Raw genomic sequence first — 24,390 nt, 5'->3', positions numbered from 1 at the left:
TAATGGCGGGGGCCGTTGCAGGAAAATCGGATGGGTGGATCGGGGCCGGCATCACCGTGGTGATGTTGCTGTTGGCCTTGTCCGGCTTGCTTCAGGGGCTGGAGCGCAAAGCTTACGACTGGGGAGTGCAAGCGGCGATCCGGGCGCCATCGGAGCGCATAGCAGTGATCGCGATAGACGATCAAAGCATTGCCAATCTGGGGCGTTGGCCCTGGTCGCGCGAGTTGCATGCCCGGATGGTCGACTTGCTGGCCGGAGCCGGAGCCAAGGTGATCGGCTATACGGTATTTTTCTCTGAGCCGCAACGCGACCCCGGCTACGGCTATATCCTGAAACTGTCCGAACTGGTCGAGCAAGCGAGCCTCGCCGGCCAAGCCGGTGGTGACTTGGCGCGCATCGGCGACATTCTCAAGGAGGCGGAGCAGGCGTTGAACACCGATCGGCGCCTGGCTGCCAGCTATGGGCGTGCCGGCAACGTTCTGCTGCCCGTACTGTTCGAACTGGGCGATGCGCATGGCCGTCCCGATCAGCCCTTGCCCGATTATGTGAGTCGCAATCGTTTGTCACAGGTTCATCCCGGGGGCGATGCCTTGCCAGCGCGAGCACTTCAATTGCCGCTTGCAGCCTTGGGTAGCCAGGCACGCGGGCTGGGGCATTTGAATGCCACCCCCGATGGCGATGGCGGTGTGCGCAGCGAGGCCTTGGTGGTTCGTTATTACGATCAGTATTTCCCGTCGCTGGCATTGATGCTCGCGGCGCAGGGATTGAATCTGGGGCCAGCCGATGTTGTCGTGCGTCTGGGCGAAGAGGTGCGGGTTGGGAAGTTGCGGATTCCCACCGATGGTGCAACCCGGATGCACACCTTTTTCTACAAGGGGCGCGAGGAGCGACCAGCCTTCGTGGTCGATTCGTTCTTCGACGTGCTCAGCGGCAAGATTCCTGCCAGCAAATACGCCGGCAAGATCGTCCTGCTCGGGGCGACGGCGGCGGGGGTCGGGACTACCCAGGTGACGCCGGTTTCGCCAGCGATGGCACCGGTGTTAACCCTGGCGCACAGCGTTTCCAGCATCATGCAGGAGCATTTCTTTGTCGTTCCCGCCTGGGGGCAGTGGCTCAGCCTGGGGGCGATGCTGCTGGTGGGCGCATATCTGGCTCTCGGGCTGCCGCGCCTATCGGCAGCGTTTGGCGCACTGGCAACCGGTGGCTTGCTGCTGCTGATTATTGCCGCACATTTCGGCTTGCTGCTTGGCGCCGGCCTGTGGGTACAGTGGATGGGGGCGGCCGTGTTGCTGCTGGCAGGCCACCTGTTGCTGACCACACGTCGTTTCTTTGCGACCGAGCGCGGCAAGGAGCGCTCCGACCTCGAGTCCGCCGAATCGAACCGGATGCTTGGCCTGGCCTTTCAGGGGCAGGGGCAACTCGATATGGCCTTCGACAAATTCCGTAAGTGTCCGGTCGATGATCATTTGCTCGAAAATCTCTACAACCTGGCGCTCGATTATGAACGCAAGCGGCAATTCAACAAGGCCGAAGCGGTTTTCCGTTACATGGCCGAGCATCGGCCTGATTTTCGCGATCTTCCGCAACGTCTGAAGCTGGCGCAGCAAATGTCGGAAACGGTGCTGCTCGGCGGTGCTCGCAGTGCAGCGGCAGGGGGAACCCTGATCGTCGCCGGCGGCCAAGTTGAAAAGCCAATGCTGGGGCGTTATCAGGTCGAAAAAGAGTTGGGCAAGGGAGCTATGGGGGTGGTTTACCTCGGGCGGGACCCGAAAATCAACCGAGTGGTGGCAATCAAAACCATGGCCTTGTCGCAGGAGTTTGACGAGGACGAACTGGCTGATGTCAAAGCCCGCTTTTTCCGCGAGGCGGAGACAGCGGGCCGGCTTACGCACCCGAATATCGTCACGATGTACGATGCCGGGGAGGAGCATGATCTGGCCTATATTGCAATGGAATTTCTCAAGGGGCGTGACCTGGTTCCTTGCGCCAAGCCTGGGGGGCTGTTGCCGTTGCCACGCGTGCTGTCGATTGTGCAGCGGGTGGCCGAGGCGCTCGATTATGCGCATGGGAATGGAGTCGTCCACCGTGACATCAAACCGGCCAACATCATGTACGAACCGGACGAGGACGTGGTCAAGGTGACCGACTTCGGGATTGCCCGGATCACCGATGCCTCGCGCACGAAAACCGGGATGGTGCTGGGAACGCCGTCGTACATGTCGCCCGAGCAGATCGCCGGAAAAAAAATTGATGGCCGTTCGGACCTGTTCTCGCTGGGCGTGACCCTGTATCAGCTTTGCTGCGGTCAACTGCCATTTTCCGGGGATTCCCTGGCCCAGTTGATGTATCGGATTGCCAATGAACATCATCCGGATATCCGTACGGTCAATCCACAGATTCCCGGGGCGGTGGTGGCCGTGATCAATCGCGCCCTGCACAAGGATCTCGCCCAGCGCTACCAGCGCGGCGGGCAGATGGCGAATGATCTCAAGGCTTGCCAGGCCTTGCTGGCGAAAGGAAAGTGAATGAAATTAGCCGATGCGCTCGAAGTAGTGGTCCGTTCCGACCCCGGCATGATCAGACCGCATAACGAGGATGCAGTCTTCGCCGATGCTGCGCTGGGCCTGGCGGTGCTGGCCGACGGGATGGGCGGCTACAATGCCGGCGAAATCGCCAGCGGCATGGCGACGGCGGTGCTGGCCAACAGTTTTAGCCGCTTTTTGCCGACCTGGCGTCCCGGGGTTCCCGGCTTTGCCGATCCGGCGGTGGCTGGCGACTATCTGCGCAGCGAAGTGGGCGCTGCCAACAGTGCGATCTACCACGCCGCGCAAAGCCAGCCCCAGTACGCAGGGATGGGAACCACGCTGGTGCTGGCCTGGTTGTACGACAATCATCTGAGCGTTGCGCATGTCGGTGATTCACGCCTGTATCGCTGGCGGGCTGGGCAACTGATGCAGCTGACCCGCGACCATTCCTTCCTGCAGGAACAGATTGACAGTGGCTTGATCAGTGCCGAGGAGGCGCGCCATTCGCAAAACCGCAATCTGGTCACGCGGGCGCTCGGTGTGGACCCAACGGTCGAGGTTGAGGTCAGGGATTTTCCGGTCGAGGCAGGCGACCTTCTGCTGCTCTGCTCGGATGGTCTCAATGACATGGTCGAGGATGAAGAGATCGCACTGACGTTGCACGCCCTGGGGGCCAATCTGCCGCTTGCTGCCGAGCAGTTGATCCAGATGGCCAACGATAATGGTGGGCGTGACAACGTGTCGGTGATACTGCTGCGGATCAAAGGGGATTTCACGGTCGACCGCTCCTGGTGGCAGAAACTGAAGGGCTTTTTCGGCTGAACCCGCGCTAGTCGGGCAGCGATACGGATAGTGAGTGAAGGGCTGGCAAGATGGCGAAACTGATACTGTCGATGGATGGTGTGGTGCTCAAGGAAATCCCCTTGAGCAAGGAGCGACTGACGATCGGGCGCAAACCGCATAACGACATCCAGATTGATAACCTGGCAATTTCTGGCGAGCACGCTGCAATCACCACGCTGCTCAACGATTCCTTTCTTGAGGACTTGAACAGCACCAACGGCACCCTGGTCAATGGTCAGCCGGTGAAGCGCCATGCCTTGTGCGATGGCGACCTGATCGAATTGGGGAAGTACCGTTTGAAATATCTGGCCGAAGCAGCAGCCCCGGTTGCCGCTGATTTTGAGAAGACGATGATTTTGCGTCCGGGAATGGTACGCCCCGGTGTTTCCCCGGTGCCGGTTCCCTCCCCGGCTCCACCGGTGCAGCAGCCGGCGGCTGCCGCGATTCAGCTGCTCAGTGGAGCGCAGGCCGGACGGGAACTGGAACTGACCAAATCGCTGACGACGCTGGGCAAGCCAGGAGTCCAGGTGGCGGTGATTGCCCGGCGGCCGCACGGTTACTTCATCACTCATGTCGAGGGCGGGCAGTACCCGGTGCTCAACGGCCGGGCGCTGGATGCCCAAGCACATCCGCTGGCGGATCATGATGTGATCGAGATTGCCGGGATCAAAATGGAATTCTTTTTCAAGACCTGAAAGGTCGGGAAGGTCATCGCGTGAAAAAGCATCTGGCTCGCTATTTGTTTGGCGCCTTGTGTGTCCTGGGGTTTCTCGGGCACTCCGGAAAACTGTGGCAGATTCCGTTCATCACGGCCCTCGATGCCTATTTGTACGACGTCCGGGTGCGAACCTTCATGCCGGGGACAACCGATCCGCGGATCGTGGTCGTCGACATTGACGAGAAGAGCCTGTCGGAGATTGGCCGCTGGCCGTGGAGCCGGAATACGGTAGCCGATATGGTACGGCGCCTGACCGATGACTATCAGGTTGCCGTGGTCGGTTTCGACGTAGTGTTTGCCGAGCCGGACGAGAGTTCCGGCCTGCCGGTGCTGGAGAAGATCGGGCGCGGCGCATTGCGTGGCGAACCTGGCTACCAGAAGGCACTGGCAGGACTCCGCAAAACCCTCGATTACGATGCCCGATTTGCTGAAACCCTGCATGGTCGCCCGGTTGTCCTTGGCTACTACTTTTCGAACAAGGAGGGGGCGCAACGAACTGGTGGTTTGCCTGCACCGGTGTTTCCCCCGGGCAGTTTTGCCGGGTTGTCCACCCGGATTCTTTCCTGGGAAGGCTTCGGTGCCAATCTCGCACCGCTGCAAAAGGCTGCGGCAAGCGGAGGGCATTTCAACCCCTTGGTCGATTTTGACGGCAATACCCGGCGGGTTCCGTTAATTCTCGAATTCCAGGGAGCCTATTACGAGTCCTTGTCGCTGGCGATGGTGCGCCATGTTTTGGGTAAAGCCGAACTCCATCCAGGTGTACCCGATGGCGCAAATACCGTCGAATGGCTGGAAATCCGGGGGGAAGGCGGCCACCTGCAGGTACCGGTCGATGAGGAGTTGGCAGCCCTGGTGCCGTATCGGGGCTATGAGCGCAGTTTCCCTTATGTACCAGCGGTTGATGTGATCAAGGGGCGGGTGGCGCCCGAGGTGTTGCGTGACCGTATCGTGCTGGTCGGTACGACCGCACCAGGTTTGATGGATTTGCGGGCAACTCCGGTCGGGGGCGCCTATCCGGGAGTCGAAGTACATGCCAATCTGATTGCCGGGATGCTCGACGGCAGTATTCGCGAGAAGCCGGGCTTTGTGCTGGCTATCGACTTTGTCCAGCTGCTTTTCTTTGGCGCTCTATTGACTATTTTGTTGCCGTTGCTTTCGCCGGTGCGTGCCACGGGGCTCGCCGCCGCAGCGGTTAGCGGCTTGCTGGCGCTAAATGTCTGGCTGTGGAACGGTGCAGCACTGGTTCTGCCTCTGGCTGCTGCTGGCGTGATGGTGCTGCTGCTGTTTGCCTTCAACATGTCCTGGGGGTTTTTTGTCGAGTCGCGCAGCAAGCGACAGTTCACCGAATTGTTCGGGCAGTACGTGCCTCCTGAACTGGTCGACGAGATGGCCAGGAATCCCGAGAGCTACAGCATGGAAGGGCGTAACGAAGAGTTGTCAGTGCTTTTCTCCGATATCCGCAGCTTTACTTCGATTTCCGAGGGGATGAATCCGAAAGAGCTGACCCAGTTGATGAACGAGTACTTGGGGGCGATGACCGAAGTTATCCGCCACCGGCGAGGTACGCTCGATAAATATATCGGCGATGCGATCATGGCGTTTTGGGGGGCCCCGGTCGCTGATCCGGCTCATACCCGTAATGCGGTACTGGCCGCGCTCGAAATGCAGCAGGCGGTGAGAGCCTTGGCGGTCCCGTTCAAGGCGCGTGGCTGGCCCGAGTTGCATATTGGAGTCGGGATCAATACCGGACTGATGACTGTCGGGGACATGGGTTCTGCAGTGCGCAAAGCATATACCGTGATGGGCGATGCGGTGAACCTGGCTTCCCGTCTGGAGGGAATTACCAAAGAGTACGGAGTCGGAGTCGTCATCGGTGAGCGTACTCGTACGTTGCTGCCCGAGTTTGCATGCCGCGAGCTGGACCGGGTTCGGGTCAAGGGCAAGGATGAGCCGGTGTCGATCTACGAGCCCTGGGGTTTGCAGGCTGAACTTTCTGCGGAGCAAGAGGCCGAACTGAGCGGATGGGCTGCGACTCTTGACGCCTATCGTGCTTGCCGCTGGGATGAGGCCGAGGCCTTGTTGCAGAAATTGCTGCAGCAACACCCGGACAGTCACCTCTATCTACTCTACCGGGAGCGGATTGGCGCTTTGCGCCTGGCGCCCCCCTCTCTCCCCTGGGATGGGGTCACCGTGTTCAAGACCAAATAAGCATGAAACTCCGTGTTCTCGGATGTAGTGGCGGGATTGGCGGGCGCGCCCAGCGCACCACGGCCCTGCTGCTTGACCACGATATTCTGATCGATGCCGGTACCGGGGTCGGGGAGTTGGCAATTCCCGAGCTGGCGGTGATTGATCATGTGTTCATCACGCATACCCACCTGGACCACATCCTGGCCTTGCCGTTGTTGCTGGACACGGTTGCTGACCGGCGCAGCAAGCCGCTGGTGGTATACGGCACCGAGGCGGTGCTGACCATCCTGCGCAATCACATTTTCAATTGGGCGATCTGGCCGGATTTTTCGGAGGTACCAACACCGGAAAAGCCCTTCATGGTGTATCGGACGATCGTTCCGGGTGCGGAAGTGAATCTTGATGGGCGGCGGATTACGGCCTTGCCGGTCGATCATACCGTGCCGGCCGTGGCTTACTGTATCGATTCCGGGGACGGCAGCTTGGTCTTTTCCGGCGATACAGGCCCTTGCGATGGTTTCTGGCGGGCAGTGAACCGGATTGTGAACCTTCGTCATCTGATTATCGAGTGCGCATTTTCGAATCGTGAACGCAAGCTGGCGATGCTGTCACGCCATCTGTGTCCGGATCTTCTGGCAAGCGAACTGCAAAAGCTTGAGCGCCCCTGTGACATCCATATTACCCATTTGAAGCCTGGCCAGATTGAGTTGACCATGGAGGAAATCGAAACCTGTCTGGGCGATTTCAAGCCGCGCATGCTACAGAATAATCAGGTGATCGAGTTCTGAAATGAATCTGACGGTTGAATTGTTGCAGCGTCTGGAACCGGTTCGCGGCTTGTCTGCGGCGCGGCTTAGTGAGCTGGTGCAGTGGTGCCGCCTGGAAAATTGCGCTGCCGGCGGCGATCCTCTGCGTCAGGCCGGGGATGCAATGCGGTTTGTGTATCTGCTGGCAGGGGAGTTGAAAATTGTACTCCCCGATGGAACGATCAAGGTGATTGTTGGCGGCTGCGAGATTGCCCGCTGGCCGTTGGGCTATAAAACCTCAATGCCTGTATCGGCCAGGGCGATTACCGATGCCCAGATACTGCGTCTGGATTTTGATCTGCTCGACATCATGATGACCTGGGATGAGTTGGCCTCGGTTGCTGAGCAGAAGGACGGGCAGGAGGATGATCCGCCGCCCTGGACCACAATGACCGGGGCGTTCAGCGCGCAAAGCCTGGTTTCTGGTGCGTTGGCTCAATTGCCTCCGGCACATATCCACGAATTGCTTGGGGCTTTTGAGCGGATTTTCGTGCGGGCCGGGCAGTACATCATCCGCGAGGGAGAGCATGGTGATTTTTACTATCTGCTCGAAAGCGGACGGTGCACAGTTCTGCGACAGGTGGGTGGGGGCGAGGTCGGTCTTGCCGAGTTGCGGGCTGGCGATGCGTTTGGCGAGGAGGCGCTGGTTTCCGATGCCCCCCGCAACGCTTCGGTAAAAATGCGGACCGACGGGGTTTTGTTGCGCTTGTCGAAGCCCGACTTCATCCGCTTGCTGAAAGCCCCCTTGTTGCAGGAGGTCTCGCCTCATGAAGCGGAACTGCGGGTAGCCAGCGGGCGCGCACGCTGGCTGGATGTTCGCTATCCGGCAGAGTTCGCACAGGATGGATTGCCTGGCGCGGTGAATGTTCCGCTCAATGAAATCCGGACTGCATTTTCACTGCTCGATCCCGAGGTCGAGTACATCACTTACTGCCACAGTGGCCGGCGCAGTGCGGCCGCTGCCTTCCTGCTGGCGCGTAATGGTTTCAAGGCCTGCCGCCTGAATGATGGCGCGGGTAAAGAGGTTAAGTCATGAGCGATGTCGCAGGACGTCTGGTTTTTCTGAAAAACCTGCAGAAGGTCACCAACAAGATTCATGCGACCAATAATCTTGACGAAATCATGCTTGAACTGTCGCAGGACATATGTAACCTGTTCGACGCTGATCGGCTGACCATCTATGTGCTTGCCGACGATGGTCAGAGCATTGTTTCAAAAGTAAAAACCGGGTTGAACTCGTTCAAGGACATTCGGCTGCCAATCAATGACCAGAGTATTGCCGGGTTTGTTGCCGCGACCGGTCAGTTGGTCAATATCGCCGACGTATATGATGAAAACCAGTTGCAAGTCTACAGCCCGCGGATGCATTTTTTGCGTGAAGTGGACCGGCGGACAGGCTATCGCTCGAAGCAGATGCTGGTGGTGCCGATCATTGATGTTCAGGACAAATTGCTGGGAGTTCTCCAACTGATCAATAGCCGCCAGGGGCGGCCCTTTACCACCTTGGAGGAAGAGGGGGCTGGTGAACTGGCACAAACCCTGGCCATCGCCTTTGTTCAGCGGCGCAAACCGGCCCTGGTGATCCGCGGTCGATACGACTACCTGATTGTCGACGGGGTGCTGACTCAGGAGCAACTGGAGCAGGCCCAGTTGCATGCGCGTGACAAGGGTTTGAGCCTTGAAGAGGTCCTGCAGGGCGAAATGCACGTTAAAACTGCGCAGATCGGTGCAGCGCTTGCGCGGTTTTTCAGCGTCGACTATGAGCCGGCACAGGCTGATCGGATGAAGCCGGTCGATTTGCTTCGCAATATCAAGCGTGAGTACGTCGATGCAAACCAGTGGCTGCCATTGGAGGACGGTCAGGAAGGCCTGGTGGTGCTGACCCTGGACCCAGAAAGAATTCGCCAGTCTCGGGTGGTCGGCAGTATTTTCCCTAAAGCCAGGCCGATCTATCGGGTCACTACCGAGCGTGAATTCCACGAAACCGTAGACCGATTTTTCGGCGCTGTCGGCGAACTTGGGTCGGTCAGCGAATTGCTGTCAGGGATGAACGAGGGAGAGGACGGAGCTGCGGAGGCTAACGACGATGCGTCTGCTGCCGCTGACAATGAACTGGTTCGTCTGGTGAATAAGGTGATCGTCGATGCCTATCAGCAAGGGGCTTCCGATATCCATGTCGAGCCACGTCCGGGTAAGGACAAAACCATCATTCGCTTCCGCAAGGACGGCTCCTTGGTCAACTACATTGAGGTGCCAGCTGCTTATCGCTCGCCGTTGGTGACCCGCTTGAAGATCATGTGCGATCTCGATATTTCCGAGAAGCGCAAACCGCAGGATGGAAAAATCAAATTCAAGCGTTTCGGCCCGCTCGACATCGAGTTGCGGGTTGCCACGATTCCGACCGCTGGCGGGGTTGAGGATGTGGTCATGCGGATTTTGGCCGCAGGGGAACCGATCAAACTCGATCAGCTGGGCTTGTCGGAGTGGAATCGTCGCCACCTGCTCTCTTGTATCGAGAAGCCCTACGGTCTGTTTTTTGTTTGTGGTCCGACCGGATCCGGCAAGACCACAACCCTGCATTCGGTACTCGGTTATCTCAACCGACCAGACACCAAAATCTGGACGGCAGAGGATCCGGTCGAGATCACCCAGAAGGGTTTGCGCCAGGTACAGGTCAATAAAAAGGCCGGACTCGACTTCCCCACCGTGATGAAGGCTTTCCTGCGGGCCGATCCCGATATCATCATGGTCGGCGAAATGCGCGATGCCGAGACAACCGGCATCGGGATCGAGGCCTCGCTGACCGGGCATCTGGTTTTTGCCACGCTGCACACCAACTCGGCGCCCGAGTCGATCATCCGTCTGCTCGACATGGGGATGGACCCGTTCAATTTTGCTGATGCCCTGCTGGGTATCCTGGCCCAGCGACTGGGCAAGCGTTTATGCAAGGATTGTCGGGAGGCTTATCATCCGGAGGAAGCAGAGATACTGCAATTGCTGCGGGAATATACCAGCGAACTGGAGCATACTGTTCGCTGGCGCGAGAATCCGGAGGCTGCACTGGCGGCGGTTCGTCAGGAATGGGAGGCGCAGTTTGCTCGAGACGGCCGATTTACCCTGTATCGTGCCAAGGGCTGCGCGGCATGTAACGATACCGGTTATCGTGGTCGGGTCGGTTTGCATGAATTGCTGGTCGGTTCCGACCAGGTAAAAAAACTGATTCAGGAAAAAGCCCGGGTGGCAGAGGTGCTGGCCCTTGCACTTAACCAAGGAATGCGTACCCTTAAGATGGATGGCATAGAGAAGATCTTGCAGGGGATCACCGACATCAAACAGGTTCGTGCTGTCTGCATCAAATAGGATAGGGATATGGATACGCAAACCCAAACCCAGTTGTTACAGCGTTTCGAGCAGTTGAACGAAATCGGGACCGCACTTTCCAGCGAGCGCGACATCAATTGCCTGTTGGAGAAGATTCTGCTTGCCGCCAAGCGGATTACCCATGCCGATGGCGGGACGCTCTACCTGCTTGCCGAGGATCGCCGTCACCTGCATTTTGAAATCGTCCGCACCGACTCTTTGCACATTGCTTTTGGCGGAACCTCGGGGCAGCCGACATCGGGGAAGTTTCCCAATCTGCCTCTGTATCATGATGATGGCACCCCGAATACCAGCATGGTTGCGGCTTATGCCGCATTGACCGGGGTTACGGTCAATATTGCCGATGCTTACACGGCACAAGGCTTCGATTTTTCCGGGACACGCAAGTTTGACGCCGGAACCGGCTATCGCTCGCGCTCCTTCCTGACCGTACCAATGCGCAGTACGCATGAAAAGGAAGTGATCGGGGTGCTGCAATTGATCAATGCGATTGATCAGGAGAGCGGCGAGGTCCGGGAATTTTCGGCGGCCGACCAGCATCTTGCCGAGTCCTTGGCATCCCAGGCTGCCGTGGCTCTGACCAACCGCCAGTTGATGCTGCAATTGGAAGAGTTGTTCGAAGCCCTGATCCGTCTGATCAACGTCGCGATTGACGAAAAATCGCCCTACACTGCAGGGCATTGCCAGCGGGTTCCCGAGTTGACGATGTTGCTGGCGGATGCGGTGGATGCGACACGCGAAGGTCCGCTGGCCGATTTCACGCTGACTGATGTCGATCGTTACGAATTGCGGATCGCGGCGCTGATGCACGATTGCGGCAAGATTACGACACCGGTGCATGTGGTCGATAAATCAACCAAGCTGGAGTCGATCAACGATCGGATTCATCTTCTCGACCTGCGCTTCGAAGTACTCAAGCGCGAGGCCGAAGCCCGCAAATGGCGGCAGATTTCTGAAGGATCCCCTGCGGCGGCAGCCGAGGCTGAGTGCACTGAATTTTGCCGCCGGTGCGATGGCGACCGGGATTTTCTCCGTAAGGCAAATATCGGCGGCGAGCGGATGAGCGACGAGGATATTGCCCGGGTGCAGGCGATTGCACGGCAATACCCATGGCAGGATGAACAGGGGCAGCCTGCCCCCTTCCTCAGCGCTGATGAAGTCGAAAACCTGTGCATCCGCGCCGGTACCCTCACTGCAGCCGAACGGGAAATCATCAACAACCACATCGTTGCTACCATCCGCATGCTGGAACAGTTGCCCTGGCCCAAGCATCTGCGCAACGTGCCGGAGTATGCCGGAGGTCACCACGAACGCATGGACGGCAAGGGCTATCCGCGCGGTCTCAAGCGCGAACAGATGAGTTGGCAGGCTCGGATGATGGGTATTGCCGACATCTTCGAGGCACTGACTGCCAAGGATCGTCCGTACAAGCAGCCGATGCCCCTGTCGCAAGCGCTGAAGATCATGCAGAACTTCCGTGATAACGGCCATATCGATCCGGACCTGTTTGCGGTATTTGTCGAGAGCAAGGTCTATCGCAGCTATGCCGAGCGCTACCTGGCGCCGGAGCAGATCGACTGCTGAACGGAAAAGCGCCAATTTTTCCGGTCGACCGTGGGAATGTAATACTTCCCTAGCCATGGCCTTGACTAAGGAGACGGGGGGCTTGTCCCTGAAAGTCGCCTGCCCCCTGCTAGAATCCTTCCTTTGCCAAACCGGTGTTTGGCCTGCTTTCAGTGGGCCCGGTTTCGAATGGAGTTGATGATGCCGAATTTTCAGGTGGTTTCCCACGAGCGCCACGGCCACAAAGGCTGGTTGCGTTATACCAGTTATGCCTTCGCAATGCGGGAGACGGTGCTGCCGCTGACTCTGGCCGAATTGCCCAAGGCGATGATGTCGCTGCCGATTGCCTTTATCGAGCAGGCTGGCGTTTTTCAGCCGGTGGCAGTAATGGGCTTGCAGCCGGCGCAGAATTTGTTTGTTGCACCGGATGGTCGCTGGGTGCACGGCTATGTCCCGGCGGCTTGCCGTGGCTATCCGTTCCGTATCGGTCATACCCCGGAAGGCGGGCAGGTTCTGTGCGTCGACGAAGATTCGGGCCTGCTGGTCGATGCACCTGATGGCGAGGGTTTTTTTGCCGAGGATGGCAAACCGGCAGCCAGCTTGCAGCAAGTGATCGATTTTCTGCTGGCGACTGAGCAAAGCCGGACCCAGACCGCAGCAGCCGTTGCTGTATTGCAGGCCAAGCAACTGCTCAAACCTTTGCCGCTAGTGTTGCGCAGCGAGGCCGGAGACCAGGCGGTAGCCGGCTTGTTTCAGTTGGACGAGGAGGCGCTGAACGCCCTTTCCCCTGACGATCTGGCGGCGGTGCGTGATGTTGGTGGTTTGGTTGCGGCTTATTGCCAATTGCTTTCGCTGCAGCATCTGTCGGTGCTCGGGCAGTTGGCGGAGGCGCAGGCCAAGGCTGCGGCTGCGCAAGTCGCAAGTGCGCCTGCGCTCGGGGCAGATACGCTGGTTGCTGGCGATACCCTGAATTTCAGCGGTTTCCGCTGAGCCAAGGGCCGTGCTTGGCGCTCAGGGCGAGGGCTGAGTGCGGTGATTTTTAGCGATTTTCACGGTCGACCGTGAAAATCGGAAAAAAGCGAGGGAACCTGCGTTCGCCTCGCTTTTTTTGGGTCGTGCTGGTCGTTGTCCCGCCTATTTTTCCAGCCAGGCATCAACCAGGTTAACGTCGTCCGGGCCAAGCAGGCCTGCGGCAGCACGCAGGCGCAGGCGGGCGAGAACATAGCCGTAGCGTGCCTGGGCCAAGTCGCGCTTGGCTGAAAACAGCAGTTGCTGGGCGTTCAGAATGTCAAAGCTGGTACGCACTCCGGCTTCGTGGCCTTTGCGGGCCGAATAGAGCGCCAACTCGTTGGACTTGACTGCTTGTTGCAAAGCGGTGATTTGTGCCACGCCGTTGATGACGTTGAGGTATTCCTGGCGGGCGCTCTGGTTCACCGCCCGCAAGGCACCGGTAAGATCGTGGCGGGCCCGATCACGCTGGGCGCTGGTCTGATCCACGCGGCCTTGGGTGGCGCCGCCGGAAAAAATCGGAATCGAGACCTGGATGCCGATGGTGTTGGACCAGTTGACCGTATCGGTCATCGTGAAACTGGGGTTTTCGCTGCGCCCGCGCGAGGCCACCAGATCAGCCGTGGGCAGGTGGGCGGCCCAGGATTTGTAGTGCTCGCGCTCGGCTGCGTCGAGCGCTGCTTCGCGGGCCAGGATCTGCGGGTTGTTGCTTTGTGCAAATTCAAGCCAGCGTTCAACGTCGGCCGGTTGTGGCAGTTCCAGCGGCAGTTTCGGGCCGAGCGAGCTGAGCGTCGGCGGGAGTTTGCCAATGATCGCCTCGATGGCGCGCAGGCGGATCTCACGGTTGTTCTGCGCGGCAATTTCCTGGGCCACGATCGTATCGTAGCGGGCCTGAGCTTCGTTGATGTCGGTGACGGTTCCGACGCCGGCCTCGAAATAGCGCTTGGCCTGCTTCAGTTGCTCGGTAATCGCCGCCTTCTGTTCGCCAGCCAGAGTGACGTTGTCGATCGCCAGCAGGGCTTCGAGGTAGGCCTGGGTAAGGCGGATGATCAGGTCGTATTCGGCAGCGCGATATTGCTGTTCGGCCTGCCGCACCTGTGCCGAGGCTTGCGCCAGCCCTGCCCAGGCTTGTGGCCGGAGCAGCGCGAGGCTGAGGTTGAGCGAGGCATTTTTAGCCGTGAACGAGTAATCCTTGGTTGCCGTGCGGCTGCCAAAGCGTTGTTCGTAAGTGGTGTCATTGGCGATCCGGCTGCCGCTGACGCCGAGTTGAGGCAGCAGTGCGCCGCGTGCTTGCGGCAGCAGGCTTTCCGCAGCGCGCAACTCAGCCTGGGCTGCGGCGATCTGCGGGTCAGCGGTGCGGGCTTCCTGGTAAAGGTCCTGCAGGGCACCGGCACTGGCCAGGCCGGAGGCCAGTGCCAACGGCAGCGCGGCCAGGCGCCAGCGGCGGAGAGTGCGGTTCATCATCATTGCTCCCGGAAGCCAAAGTTCATGCGGCTGAGCAGGGGGTTGAGCAGGTAGTTGAGCAGGGTCCGCTCGCCGGTCTTGATCACCACATCGGTAGGCATGCCCGGCTGCGGCGTGACCTTGTACTTGCGCAGTTCCTGCTCGCCTTGCGGGGTAATTTCAATAATCGCGGCGTAGTAGGGTTCGCCGGTGCGCGGGTCGGTGATGCGGTCGGCCGAGACCTTGGTCAGCTTGCCCTCGATGACCGGATGTGCACCGCCTGGCATCACGATGTTGATGTGCATGTCGGCCAGTTGTCCGACCCGGACCTTATCGATCAGGTTGATCGGCAGGCGGGCATCGACCACCAGCAGATCGCCCTCCGGCACAATATTCATGATCACTTCGCCGGGGCGAACCACGCCGCCGATGGTGTGCACTTCTAGGCCTACCACGGCGCCGTCGGTTGGCGACTTGATCACTGTCCGTTCGAGTTCTTCTTCGAGCGCCTTCTTCTTCTCGCCGGTGCCGCCGACATTGCGTTGCACGTCAGCCAATTGGCTTTCGACCTCCTTGCGATAGTCCTGCAGACGCTGCGACTGGCGTAGCCGGGTTTCGCTGACGGCTGCTTGGGCGCGGGCAACGGTGGCCATGCTGTCGCCGTGGCTGCCGCGCAGTTCGGCAAGCACGCGCTCCAGTTCATAAAGCTTGTTGCGAGGGACAAACCCCTCTTCGACCAGGCCGCGTAGCGAGCCGAGTTCCTTTTCGATCAGTTCGATCTGGGTCTTCTTGCCCTGCTGGACCGATTGAACCCCCTTGATCTGTTGCTGCAGGCCGGTGATGGTTTCGTCGAGCGCGCCTTGTTCGCTACGCAAAGCCAGGCGGCGGGCAGTGAACAGCTGGCGCTGTGCATCCATGGCGTCCTTGGCGCGCCGGTCCTCGGTTGCCGCAGCGATCAGTTCAGGCGGAAATTGCGGAGCCGGCAGCGAATCGCGCTCGGCCAGCAGGCGAGCCTGCATCGCCTGCATTTGCCAGAATTCGCCGGAGGTAATGTCAAGTTGCGCCTTGATTTCGGTGTCGACCAGTGTGACGAGTACGTCGCCAGCCTTGACCTTTTGCCCATCGCGGACCTTGATTGTCTCGACGATGCCGCCGCGCAGATGCTGGATCACTTTGCGCTTGGTGTCGACGCTGACCACGCCGATACCGGGCACGCCTTCGTCAAGTGGGGCGAGACCCGCCCACAGGATAAAGCCGCCAAAGCCGAGCGCCAGCGTCAGGTAGCCGAAGCGGACGACCTTGCGTTCGTCGGTTTCGACCTTGGGCAGGTCGCCCTTCGGGTTTTCGTCAATCTGCGTCGCGATTTCGCCGGGACGCAGGCTGCTGATCAAATGTTTGATTTTCTTGAACATGGGTTTATCTCCCGCTTACTTCGCGGCGGCCGGCAGAGTGCCTGCCGGGGGGGCTGGCTGAGGCTGCTGGGCCTGCCGGTTCTGTTGCTGGATGGCCTGCAGGACCTGGTCGCGCGGGCCGAAAAGCTGGAGTACGCCTTCCGCCATCAGCGCGAGCAGATCAACTGCGGCAATGATGCTGGTGCGGTGGGTGATCACTACCACCGAAATGCCGCGTTCCTTGAGGCCGCGTACAGCTTGTACCAGCGCAGCTTCGCCGGCATCGTCGAGGTTCGAGTTGGGCTCGTCGAGAACGACCAGCGAGGGGTTGCCATACACCGCGCGGGCAAAGCCGATGCGTTGGCGCTGGCCGCCGGAGAGAACGCTGCCGCCCTCGCCAATTGGCGTATCGTAGCCTTTCGGGAAGCGCAGGATCATGTCATGCACGCCAGCCAGCTTGGCTGCCTCAACCACTTTTTCAGCCTCGACTTCACCAAAGCGGGCAATGTTCTCGGCAATGGTGCCTTCAAACAGTTCGATATCCTGCGGCAGGTAGCCGACGGCCGGGCCGAGTTCGGCCTTGTCCCATTGGTAGACATCGGCGCCGTCAAGCCGAACCTTGCCCAGCGCGGTTGGCCAGATACCGACCAGCAGGCGGGCCAGAGTCGACTTGCCTGAGGCCGAGGGGCCGATGATGCCGAGCACCTGGCCGGGCTGGACCTGGAAGCCGACTTGCTTGACGACCATGGTCGAACTGCCTGGAGGCATGGCCGAAACGCCTTCGACCAGCAGATGCCCTTGTGGGCGCGGCAATTCCATGGCTTCCGGGCGCGGCGGGTGGTCACTCAGCAGCTTGTCGAGGCGGTGATAGGCCGTACGGGCAGAGAGCAACTGCTTCCAGACGCCAATCGCCATTTCAACCGGGCCAAGCGCCTTTCCGAGCAGGATCGAGGCAGCAATCATCGCTCCCGGGGTGATGTCGCCTTTGATCGCGAGCAGGGCGCCCAAGCCAAGCACCAGCGACTGCACGGTGATGCGGACGGTCTTGGTCAGTGCGCTGATTGCCCCGGCCTTTTCGCTGGCTTCGTTCTGCAGCTTGATAAAGCGCAATTGGCGCTGCAGCCAGCGTCGCTTGAGGTTGCCGAGCATGCCCATGGCTTCGATCACTTCGGCATTACGCAGGTTGTTGCTGGCAAAGCTGTTGGCAGCGCTGGCGTACATCGACGCTTCGGCCAGCGGCTTGCGGGTGAGCATTTCGGTGGCCCAGGCTAGCGCGCCGAGGATGATCATTGCGATGATCGCGAACAGGCCCAGCCAGGGGCTGAACATGAAGATCACGGCGAGGTAGAACGGGGCCCAAGGTGCGTCGAAAAAGGCAAACAGACCGTTGCCGGTGATGAACTGGCGGACGTTGGTCAGGTCGCCCAGGGCTTGCCCGGCATTGCCGCCGCTGCGCCGCAGATAGCCTTCGAACGAGGCGGTGAAAATCCGTTCGCTGAGCTTCTGGTCGATCTGGGCGCCAACCCGGACCAGCAGCTTGGAACGGGCATGTTCAAGCATGCCGAGCATCAGGTAGAAGCCGAGCAGGATTACGGTCAGCATCGCCAGCGTGGTTTCGTTGCGGCTTTGCAGTACGCGGTCGTATACCTGCAGCATGTAGATTGAGGGGATCAGCCCCAGCATGTTGATGAACATGCTGAAAATGCCGGCGCTGTAGAACGCTTTCTTGAACGAGAGCAGCACTTCGGCAAGCTCTGTCTTGGGTACAAGCAGTTTCTTCATGGATTTGGCTTTAAAAGTCAGGCTACGGCCTGTTCGGGGGTGATGGCAATGACGTATTCGGGGAAGACCAGAGCTTCTTCGGCTGACTCGACTGCCGAACCGAAAGCAAAGACCAGGAAAAAGCCTTCGCTGTCTTCAGAAAGGGTGATTTCGCGGATTTTTTCGTTGCGAAAGCGTTGCTCGACATCAGGGGTGAGCGGTATCTCGAACAGAATCCGCCCGTCCAGGGTGTACATCGACAGGCCACCCTGGCGCAGGCTCAGGGTGTGGCGATCGAAATAGACTGGCGCGGTGTTGGCAAAATTCAGCAACGGTAGCGCTCGCATCGGGGCGTGGCTGATGCACCAGGGACTGGCCGGGTGCTGGTAGATCACGCGGGCCGTGCGGGATACCGAGTAAATCGCGTTGCAGATCATCTGCGAACCGAGCGCCGGAAAGCGTTCGCGCATTTGCCGGTACGCCAGGTGGTGCAGGGCAACCCGGTTCCAGCAACGATGTTCTCGCACCAGCGGTGCCAGCGCATTGCAGGCTTCGGCAAAGGCTGTCCGCAAGCGGATCAGGCTGGCCTTCTGTACCTCGTTGGCAGGAAAGCGGATGACGATGGATGAATTCATGATCGGCGGATGATACGGGAGTCTCCTATATGAAACAAGTCCTATATGAAGTTTTGGCTGGGCAGGTTTCTCCCGGCTTTTGTCGCCAGCATTGGCCGGGAGTATCTGGGCTGCAGGCCTTTGGCTAATCGTCGCGGTGGTTTGTCTTGGGCCGCCGCAGGCAGGGTGGGGGGGGGCGCGGATATAATGCAGCGCTCTGCCATCCATTCCCGGAGTTCCCATGGTTACCACCGTTACTTCCTATACCGATAGCCGCAACCGCGCCAATGTGGGCGAAGGCTACGATGGGGTGGTCCGGGTGTCGGTGGCCGGGTATTACGGTACGGGAGCCCTGATCGAAGGGGGGCGGGCGGTGATTACCGCAGCGCATCTGTTCAAGGGCAGCAGCAGTGCGACTGTTCATTTCGAGACGGCGAGCGGCAGTCAGAGCATTGCCAGCGGTCAGGTCTTCGTTAACCCGAATTACGACGCGGTGAATGGCAACCATGACCTGGCGGTCGTCTGGCTGAGTGCGCCGGCGCCGGTCACGGCGGAGCGTTACGAGTTGTATCGTAAAAGCGATGAGCTCGGTCAGATCGCTACCCTGGTCGGCTACGGGACGCCTGGTAGCGGTGCGAGCGGCACGATCAGCAATTACAGCGGCAGCTATGTGCGGTTGAAGGCAAATAACCGCTTCGATACCGAAATCGGTGCCCTGAAGGGCGGTTTGGGCGCCGCAATGGGCTGGAGTCCGGTGACCGGTTCGCAACTGGTTGCCGATTTCGATGACGGAACTGCGGCGCACGATGCGTTGGCGCGCCTGATCGGTACCGCCGACCTTGGTCTGGGGACGAGCGAAGGCTTGATTGCCCCCGGCGATAGCGGCGGTCCGGCGCTACTGGGGAACAAGCTGGCCGGTGTGGCCAGCTATTCCGCGGCACTGGCGGCCAGTTATGCTCGGCCGGATATCGATACGGTGGGCAACAGCAGCTACGGCGAGGTTGCCGCCTGGCAACGCATCAGCTACTACCAGCAGTGGATCGATCAGACGGTTCGCGCGGCCGATACGGCGGCACCGAGTAAGGTGTCGCAAGTCCAGAAAACAGTGGTCGAAGGGGGGGCAGGTACGCTGACGCGTGCTTATTTCCTGCTCGAATTCACTGGGGTGCGAGCCAAGAGCGACGATGTCCTGAGTGTCGATTATGTTACCCGCGACGGAACGGCCAAGGCGGGGAGCGATTATCTGGCGGTCAGCGGAACCTTGAAGCTCTATCCCGGCGAGAACCAGGCAGTGATTCCGGTCGAGATCGTTGGCGACAGTCAGGCCGAGGCCGATGAAACCTTCTATCTCGATGTTAGTAATCCCGTCGGCGGTTCGTTCGGCGAGGGAGTGGTCAAGCTGACGGCGATGCGGACGATTGCCAATGACGATGGCAGCCTGATCGGCTAGGCGTTTCGGGTGTCGCTCTTGGCGGCCGCTTTTTTGCCGTTTGACCCGGTTGACCGTGGCAGAGGCGGTCACCCGGCTTGCGGGTGACCATAATCCGGCGTCAGGCGGTCTGGCGCCCTTCCTGCGTCCGGTCGCTGGCGAATTGCCGCGACCAGTTATCCAGGCAGCCGTTCTCGATCGCGGCCCGCATCTCGGCCATGATCGTCTGGTAGAAATGCAGGTTGTGAATGGTATTGAGCATGCTGCCGAGAATTTCGCCGGCGCGGAAGAGGTGGTGCAGGTAGGCGCGGCTGAAGTTCTGGCAGGTGTAGCAGTTGCAGGACGGGTCGAGCGGGCCGGTGTCGGTCTTGTGCTTGGCGTTCTTGATCTTGATGTCGCCGAAGCGGGTGAACAGGTGGCCGTTGCGGGCATTGCGGGTCGGCATCACGCAGTCGAACATGTCGATCCCGGCCTTGACCGAATGCACCAGGTCTTCCGGCGTGCCGACGCCCATCAGGTAGCGCGGCTTGTGCGTCGGCAGGCGGGGAGCGGTGTGGGCCAGGATGCGCTGCATGTCTTCCTTGGGTTCGCCGACCGAGAGGCCGCCGATCGCCATGCCGTGGAAGCCGATCTCGTCGAGGCCGGCCAGCGATTCGTCGCGCAGGTCTTCGTACATCCCGCCCTGGACGATGCCGAACAGCGCGTTCGGGTTCTCCAGGCGGTCGAATTCATCGCGCGAGCGGCGGGCCCAGCGCATCGACAGGCGCATCGACTTGGCGGCTTCGTCGCGCGTCGCCGGGTAGGGGGTGCATTCGTCGAAGATCATCGCGATGTCGGAGTTCAGCACGTGCTGAATCTGCATCGAGATTTCGGGCGACAGAAAGAGCTTGGCGCCATCGATCGGCGAACTGAACTTGACGCCTTCCTCGGTGATCTTGCGCAGGGCGCCGAGCGAGAACACCTGAAAGCCGCCGGAGTCGGTCAGGATCGGCTTCTGCCAGCCCATGAAATCGTGCAGCCCCTTGTGTGCCGTGATCACATCGAGGCCGGGACGCAGCCAGAGGTGGAAGGTGTTGCCGAGGCAGATCTGGGCGCCGATGTCGTTCAAGGCCTGCGGCGTCATCGCCTTGACCGTGCCGTAAGTGCCGACCGGCATGAAGACGGGGGTCTGGACGACGCCGTGGTTCAGCGTCAGCGTGCCGCGGCGGGCGGCGCCGTCGGTCTTCAGGAGTTCGAATTGCAGCATGGGCTTAATCCTGGGTTTTTTCCAGCAGCATTGCGTCGCCGTAGCTGAAGAAGCGATAGCGTGCGGCGATGGCGTGGGCGTAGGCGGCGCGAATCGTGTCGTAGCCGGCAAAGGCCGAAACCAGCATCATCAGCGTCGATTTTGGCAGGTGGAAATTGGTGATCATCCGGTCGACCACCTGGAAGCGGTAGCCGGGGGTGATGAAAATATCGGTTTCGGCGGCGCCGGCTCGCACCGTTCCGTCGGGGTTGCCCGCCGATTCCAGCGCACGCAGGCTGGTGGTGCCGACAGCGATTACCCGGCCGCCGGCAACGCGAGTGGTGGCAATGGCTTCAGCGGTAGCTTTCGGGATTGCGAAGCGCTCGCTATGCATCTTGTGCTCGGCGATTTTGTCCACCCGTACCGGCTGGTAGGTGCCGGCCCCGACGTGCAGTGTCAGGAATGCTGTGCCAATGCCCCGGTCGCGCAACTGGGCGAGCATCGCTTCGTCGAAGTGCAGGCCGGCAGTGGGGGCGGCAACTGCACCGGGGTTGTTGGCATAGACCGTCTGGTAACGGGTTTCATCGGCCCCTTCGGGAGGATGCTCGATGTAGGGCGGCAACGGCAGTTGGCCGTAGCATTCTGCCAGGTCCCAAAGGTTGTGGTCGGGATGTTCGCGGTCAACCAGTTCCAGCGCGAAAAACTCGCCGTTGGCGCCGGCCCGTCCGGTAACGCAGACTGAAAAGGCGCCCGCCAGGCGCAGTAGGGAGCCTGGTTTCGGCGATTTGCTGGCGCGAACCTGCGCCACGGCGTGGGTGTCGTCAGCAATGCGTTCAAGTAATACCTCGACCTGGCCACCGCTTTCCTTCTGGCCGAAAAAGCGCGCCTTGATCACCTTGGTATCGTTGAAGACCAGCAAGTCGCCGGCACGCAGATAGGTAGGCAGGTCGGAAAATTTGCGGTCGCTCAGCTGTTGGCCGCACACGTGTAACAGCCGGCTGCCTCGGCGCTCGCTGGCCGGGTGCTGGGCGATCAGTTCGGGGGGGAGATCAAAGTCGAAGTCGTCGACGGTCAACGACATGGTGCAATTCCGGGTGCGTCAATCAAAAAGCGGCCCCCTGAGCGAGGGCCGCAACTGGAGCAACCGGTGGAACGTGAGGTTCATCCAGCCGCTGCGATGGGGGATCGCAGGATACAGGATGCGCCAACAAGGATCAATAATTCATCGGCTTATGAAGCTTTTGGCTCAGGAAAAGGTTTCCAGCGACAGCATCCGCAGGGTTGGGCAAAGCGCCTTGTTGCCATTGCGGAAGGCGATTTTGTGACCTGCCGTCCGCACCGTGTCTTTGAGCAGCAACAGCAAGCCCAGGCCGCTGCTGTCAATGAAGGTGACGTGGGCCAGGTCGACCTCGACGCTGGTCTTCTGCGGGTCGCTGTCCCAGTCGCGAATGGCCGAGCGGAAGTCCTTGTGACAATCGAAATTGAGCTTTTCGCTGAGACGGAGGATCTTGCGACCATTGTTGCTCTCTATCCAGTCTATACCCATGATCGACTCCTTCTTGTTGTTGCCTGCCTGTTTCATGTTTCACGTGTTGCGGTTCTGGCGCCGATTCGCCCATGGTCTATTTTTATACGTTGAATCATGGGCTTGCAATATGCCTTTAGTGTCGGTTCGGGTTGAGTGGGGATATGTATGAGGATGTTTGCGGCGCATTGTGTCAGTGCTCAATGGCAGAAATATTGCGTTTTTGCAAAGCGCTGCTATTCTGAAATCGTGTCTTCGGGCTGGCGCGCAGCCCGGCAGGCATCGGCAGAACGCAGCGTTGGCCGGCAGCGCTGCATTTTCGGGAGACTCTATGGCAGGTTTGCTTCGCAGTGTCTTTTGAAACAACTGATTAGCAGTCATTGAGCGGCACATGATGCCGATACGCCCTCAGCCATTCCGATGGGGGTTGCAGTAGTCAGAAGGCCCATGTAGCACATGGGCCTTTTCATTTCTGCATCTTGGCGTGGCAGTCGGGAAAAGGTTCGCCTGCAAACGGGCTGGCCAGGCAGGCCTCGGAGTCCTTGTCGGAGGCGGGCCGATCTTGGAGACTCTTGCGGGGAAGGTGCCTCTCCAGGATAAAAAGCAAAAAGGCCAACTTCGTAAAGTTGGCCTAAGTGCTTATTTTATGGCTGGTGCCGAGAGAGGGACTCGAACCCTCACACCTTTCGGCGGCGGATTTTGAATCCGCTGCGTCTACCGATTCCGCCATCTCGGCAAAGAAAGGATGATTATGTCTGAATCCTTACTTTGTTTCAAGCTTTTCATTGCATGGGAAGCTGCGAGCGAAGGCAGCTGCCGCGATTTCTGCCGTTCCCTGACTAATTCGGGGGGGCATGCGGTCGAACTGGGCGAGCAGGGCGCGGACCATTCGCGGGGGAAGGTTTTCTTCCTTGGGCAGGCAGAAAGCCCCCAGTTGCAGCCCGACCTTGCCGCCCAGGTAGTCGGCAACGGCGTAGCCATCGGCAAACCCGGCCAGGTAAGAGATGCAGCGGGTGCCGCGCAGCGAGTCGTAGGGGGTCAAGTTGCTTTGCTGGGACAGCATGTTTTCGGCAATTTGACAGTCCTCACGCAGTTCGCCGGCCTGGTAAGCATGGGCCAGCGTACTGCCGCATAACAGCAGGCAGAGGGCGAGTTGTTTGTTCATGCCTTTTCGAACCAACTGAGCTTGGCGTGCAGGCTGACCACGCTGCCGACCACGATCAGCGCCGGGGGCTTGATTTCCGAACTGGCAATCGCTTCGGGCAGGGTGCCCAGCGTCGCGAGCAGCGTTTTCTGGTCCGGCTGGGTCCCGTTGCGGACCACCGCTGCCGGGGTGCTAGCCGGCAGTCCATGGGCAATCATCTGGCGGCAAATTTCGCCTGCGGCGCCAAGCCCCATGTAAAAAACCACGGTATGGCAGGGGCGGGCGAGGGCCGGCCAGTCGAGATTGACACTGCCGTCCTTGAGGTGGCCGGTGACAAAGGTCACCGCCTGGGCATGCTCGCGGTGGGTCAGTGGAAAGCCCGAGTAGGCACCGCAGCCGGCAGCGGCAGTCACGCCGGGAACAACCTCGAAGGGGATGCCGGCCTCGACCAGCGTTTCGAGTTCCTCGCCGCCGCGCCCGAAGATGAAGGGGTCGCCGCCCTTGAGACGGACTACGGACAGTCCTTCGCGAGCCAGGTCTACCAACAGGCGGTTGATTTCATCCTGCGGGAGGGTGTGCTTGGAGGCTTCCTTGCCGGCGTAGATGCGGCGGACGTCGGGGCGGGCGAGGTCGGCAATGCCGTCGCCGACCAGATGGTCGTAAACCAAGGCATCGGCAGCGGCAATCAGGCGCGCTGCCTTGAGGGTCAGCAGTTCCGGGTCTCCAGGGCCAGCGCCGACGAGCCAGACCTTGCCGGCTTCGAGTTTGTGTTTTGTGTTCATGTCGGTTTTCCTTTGCGCGGCCATGCTAATGCCGGAATGGGC

General features: G+C 59.9%; 19 protein-coding genes and 1 tRNA gene. 10 read left to right on the top strand and 10 right to left on the bottom strand.

Annotated features, from left to right (window positions below; all coding sequences use genetic code 11):
- Positions 1-2 precede the first annotated feature (2 nt).
- From VX159_RS12430 to VX159_RS12390, 9 genes are all read left to right on the top strand, one after another.
- Positions 3-2,525, top strand: a complete 2,523-nt coding sequence (locus VX159_RS12430) for a CHASE2 domain-containing serine/threonine-protein kinase (protein WP_371323206.1) — start codon at positions 3-5, stop codon at positions 2,523-2,525.
- Entirely contained in the window at positions 2,526-3,347 is an 822-nt protein-coding gene (locus tag VX159_RS12425; RefSeq protein ID WP_371323205.1) for a Stp1/IreP family PP2C-type Ser/Thr phosphatase, read from the top strand.
- A gap of 50 nt (positions 3,348-3,397) precedes the next feature.
- A complete protein-coding gene (locus VX159_RS12420; protein ID WP_371323204.1) occupies positions 3,398-4,063 on the top strand; it encodes an FHA domain-containing protein in 666 nt (221 codons plus the stop codon).
- Between the two features lie 20 nt (positions 4,064-4,083).
- Positions 4,084-6,294 (top strand): CHASE2 domain-containing protein, encoded by a 2,211-nt coding sequence (locus tag VX159_RS12415; protein WP_371323203.1) that lies wholly within the window; start codon positions 4,084-4,086, stop codon positions 6,292-6,294.
- A 2-nt stretch (positions 6,295-6,296) separates the two neighbouring features.
- Positions 6,297-7,064 (top strand): 3',5'-cyclic-nucleotide phosphodiesterase, encoded by a 768-nt coding sequence (locus tag VX159_RS12410; RefSeq protein ID WP_371323202.1) that lies wholly within the window; start codon positions 6,297-6,299, stop codon positions 7,062-7,064.
- A 1-nt stretch (position 7,065) separates the two neighbouring features.
- The gene (locus VX159_RS12405) at positions 7,066-8,118 is read left to right on the top strand and encodes a cyclic nucleotide-binding domain-containing protein (RefSeq protein ID WP_371323201.1); all 1,053 of its coding nucleotides are present in this window, start codon (positions 7,066-7,068) and stop codon (positions 8,116-8,118) included.
- Positions 8,115-10,442, top strand: coding sequence for an ATPase, T2SS/T4P/T4SS family (locus tag VX159_RS12400; RefSeq protein ID WP_371323200.1), 2,328 nt, complete (start codon positions 8,115-8,117; stop codon positions 10,440-10,442). The genes VX159_RS12405 and VX159_RS12400 overlap by 4 nt, the downstream gene beginning before the upstream one ends.
- Before the next feature lie 9 nt (positions 10,443-10,451).
- Positions 10,452-12,047: an HD domain-containing phosphohydrolase gene (locus VX159_RS12395; protein WP_371323199.1), complete on the top strand. Its 1,596-nt coding sequence runs from the start codon at positions 10,452-10,454 to the stop codon at positions 12,045-12,047.
- 177 nt (positions 12,048-12,224) lie between these two features.
- Positions 12,225-13,016: a SapC family protein gene (locus VX159_RS12390; protein ID WP_371323198.1), complete on the top strand. Its 792-nt coding sequence runs from the start codon at positions 12,225-12,227 to the stop codon at positions 13,014-13,016.
- Positions 13,017-13,160: 144 nt separating this feature from the next.
- On the opposite strand, the gene VX159_RS12385 is transcribed toward VX159_RS12390, so the two are convergent.
- The 4 genes from VX159_RS12385 to VX159_RS12370 are packed head-to-tail and all read right to left on the bottom strand — an operon-like array spanning position 13,161 to position 18,264.
- On the bottom strand, positions 13,161-14,495 hold the full coding sequence (locus VX159_RS12385) for a TolC family outer membrane protein (RefSeq protein ID WP_371323197.1): 1,335 nt from the start codon (positions 14,493-14,495) through the stop codon (positions 13,161-13,163).
- Between the two features lie 2 nt (positions 14,496-14,497).
- The gene (locus VX159_RS12380; protein ID WP_371323196.1) at positions 14,498-15,889 is read right to left on the bottom strand and encodes an HlyD family type I secretion periplasmic adaptor subunit; all 1,392 of its coding nucleotides are present in this window, start codon (positions 15,887-15,889) and stop codon (positions 14,498-14,500) included.
- A gap of 15 nt (positions 15,890-15,904) precedes the next feature.
- Positions 15,905-17,650, bottom strand: a complete 1,746-nt coding sequence (locus VX159_RS12375) for a type I secretion system permease/ATPase (RefSeq protein ID WP_371323195.1) — start codon at positions 17,648-17,650, stop codon at positions 15,905-15,907.
- A gap of 17 nt (positions 17,651-17,667) precedes the next feature.
- Positions 17,668-18,264, bottom strand: a complete 597-nt coding sequence (locus tag VX159_RS12370) for a hypothetical protein (protein ID WP_371323194.1) — start codon at positions 18,262-18,264, stop codon at positions 17,668-17,670.
- A gap of 220 nt (positions 18,265-18,484) precedes the next feature.
- Between VX159_RS12370 and VX159_RS12365 the strand changes: the two genes are divergently transcribed.
- Positions 18,485-19,693, top strand: coding sequence for a Calx-beta domain-containing protein (locus VX159_RS12365; RefSeq protein ID WP_371323193.1), 1,209 nt, complete (start codon positions 18,485-18,487; stop codon positions 19,691-19,693).
- 100 nt (positions 19,694-19,793) lie between these two features.
- Here VX159_RS12365 and tgt read toward each other — a convergent pair whose 3' ends face one another.
- The 6 genes from tgt to cobA all read right to left on the bottom strand — a co-directional run bounded on the left by tgt (position 19,794) and on the right by cobA (position 24,348).
- On the bottom strand, positions 19,794-20,915 hold the full coding sequence (gene tgt, locus VX159_RS12360) for a tRNA guanosine(34) transglycosylase Tgt (RefSeq protein WP_371325521.1): 1,122 nt from the start codon (positions 20,913-20,915) through the stop codon (positions 19,794-19,796).
- 7 nt (positions 20,916-20,922) lie between these two features.
- Positions 20,923-21,978 carry a tRNA preQ1(34) S-adenosylmethionine ribosyltransferase-isomerase QueA gene (gene queA / locus VX159_RS12355; protein ID WP_371323192.1) on the bottom strand — a complete coding sequence of 352 codons (1,056 nt, stop codon included), beginning with the start codon at positions 21,976-21,978 and terminating at the stop codon, positions 20,923-20,925.
- A 165-nt stretch (positions 21,979-22,143) separates the two neighbouring features.
- On the bottom strand, positions 22,144-22,479 hold the full coding sequence (locus tag VX159_RS12350) for an STAS domain-containing protein (RefSeq protein ID WP_371323191.1): 336 nt from the start codon (positions 22,477-22,479) through the stop codon (positions 22,144-22,146).
- 594 nt (positions 22,480-23,073) lie between these two features.
- A tRNA-Leu gene (locus VX159_RS12345) sits at positions 23,074-23,158 on the bottom strand.
- A gap of 27 nt (positions 23,159-23,185) precedes the next feature.
- On the bottom strand, positions 23,186-23,587 hold the full coding sequence (locus VX159_RS12340; protein ID WP_371323190.1) for a Rap1a/Tai family immunity protein: 402 nt from the start codon (positions 23,585-23,587) through the stop codon (positions 23,186-23,188).
- Positions 23,584-24,348, bottom strand: coding sequence for a uroporphyrinogen-III C-methyltransferase (gene cobA, locus VX159_RS12335; RefSeq protein ID WP_371323189.1), 765 nt, complete (start codon positions 24,346-24,348; stop codon positions 23,584-23,586). Before cobA ends, VX159_RS12340 begins: the two co-directional genes overlap by 4 nt.
- Positions 24,349-24,390 lie beyond the last annotated feature (42 nt).

The organism is Dechloromonas sp. ZY10, from assembly GCF_041378895.1.
GTDB classification, from domain to species: Bacteria; Pseudomonadota; Gammaproteobacteria; order Burkholderiales; family Rhodocyclaceae; genus Azonexus; species Azonexus aquae.
Note: the sequence above shows the minus strand (reverse complement) of the source record. Positions and strands in the feature narration are given on the sequence as shown.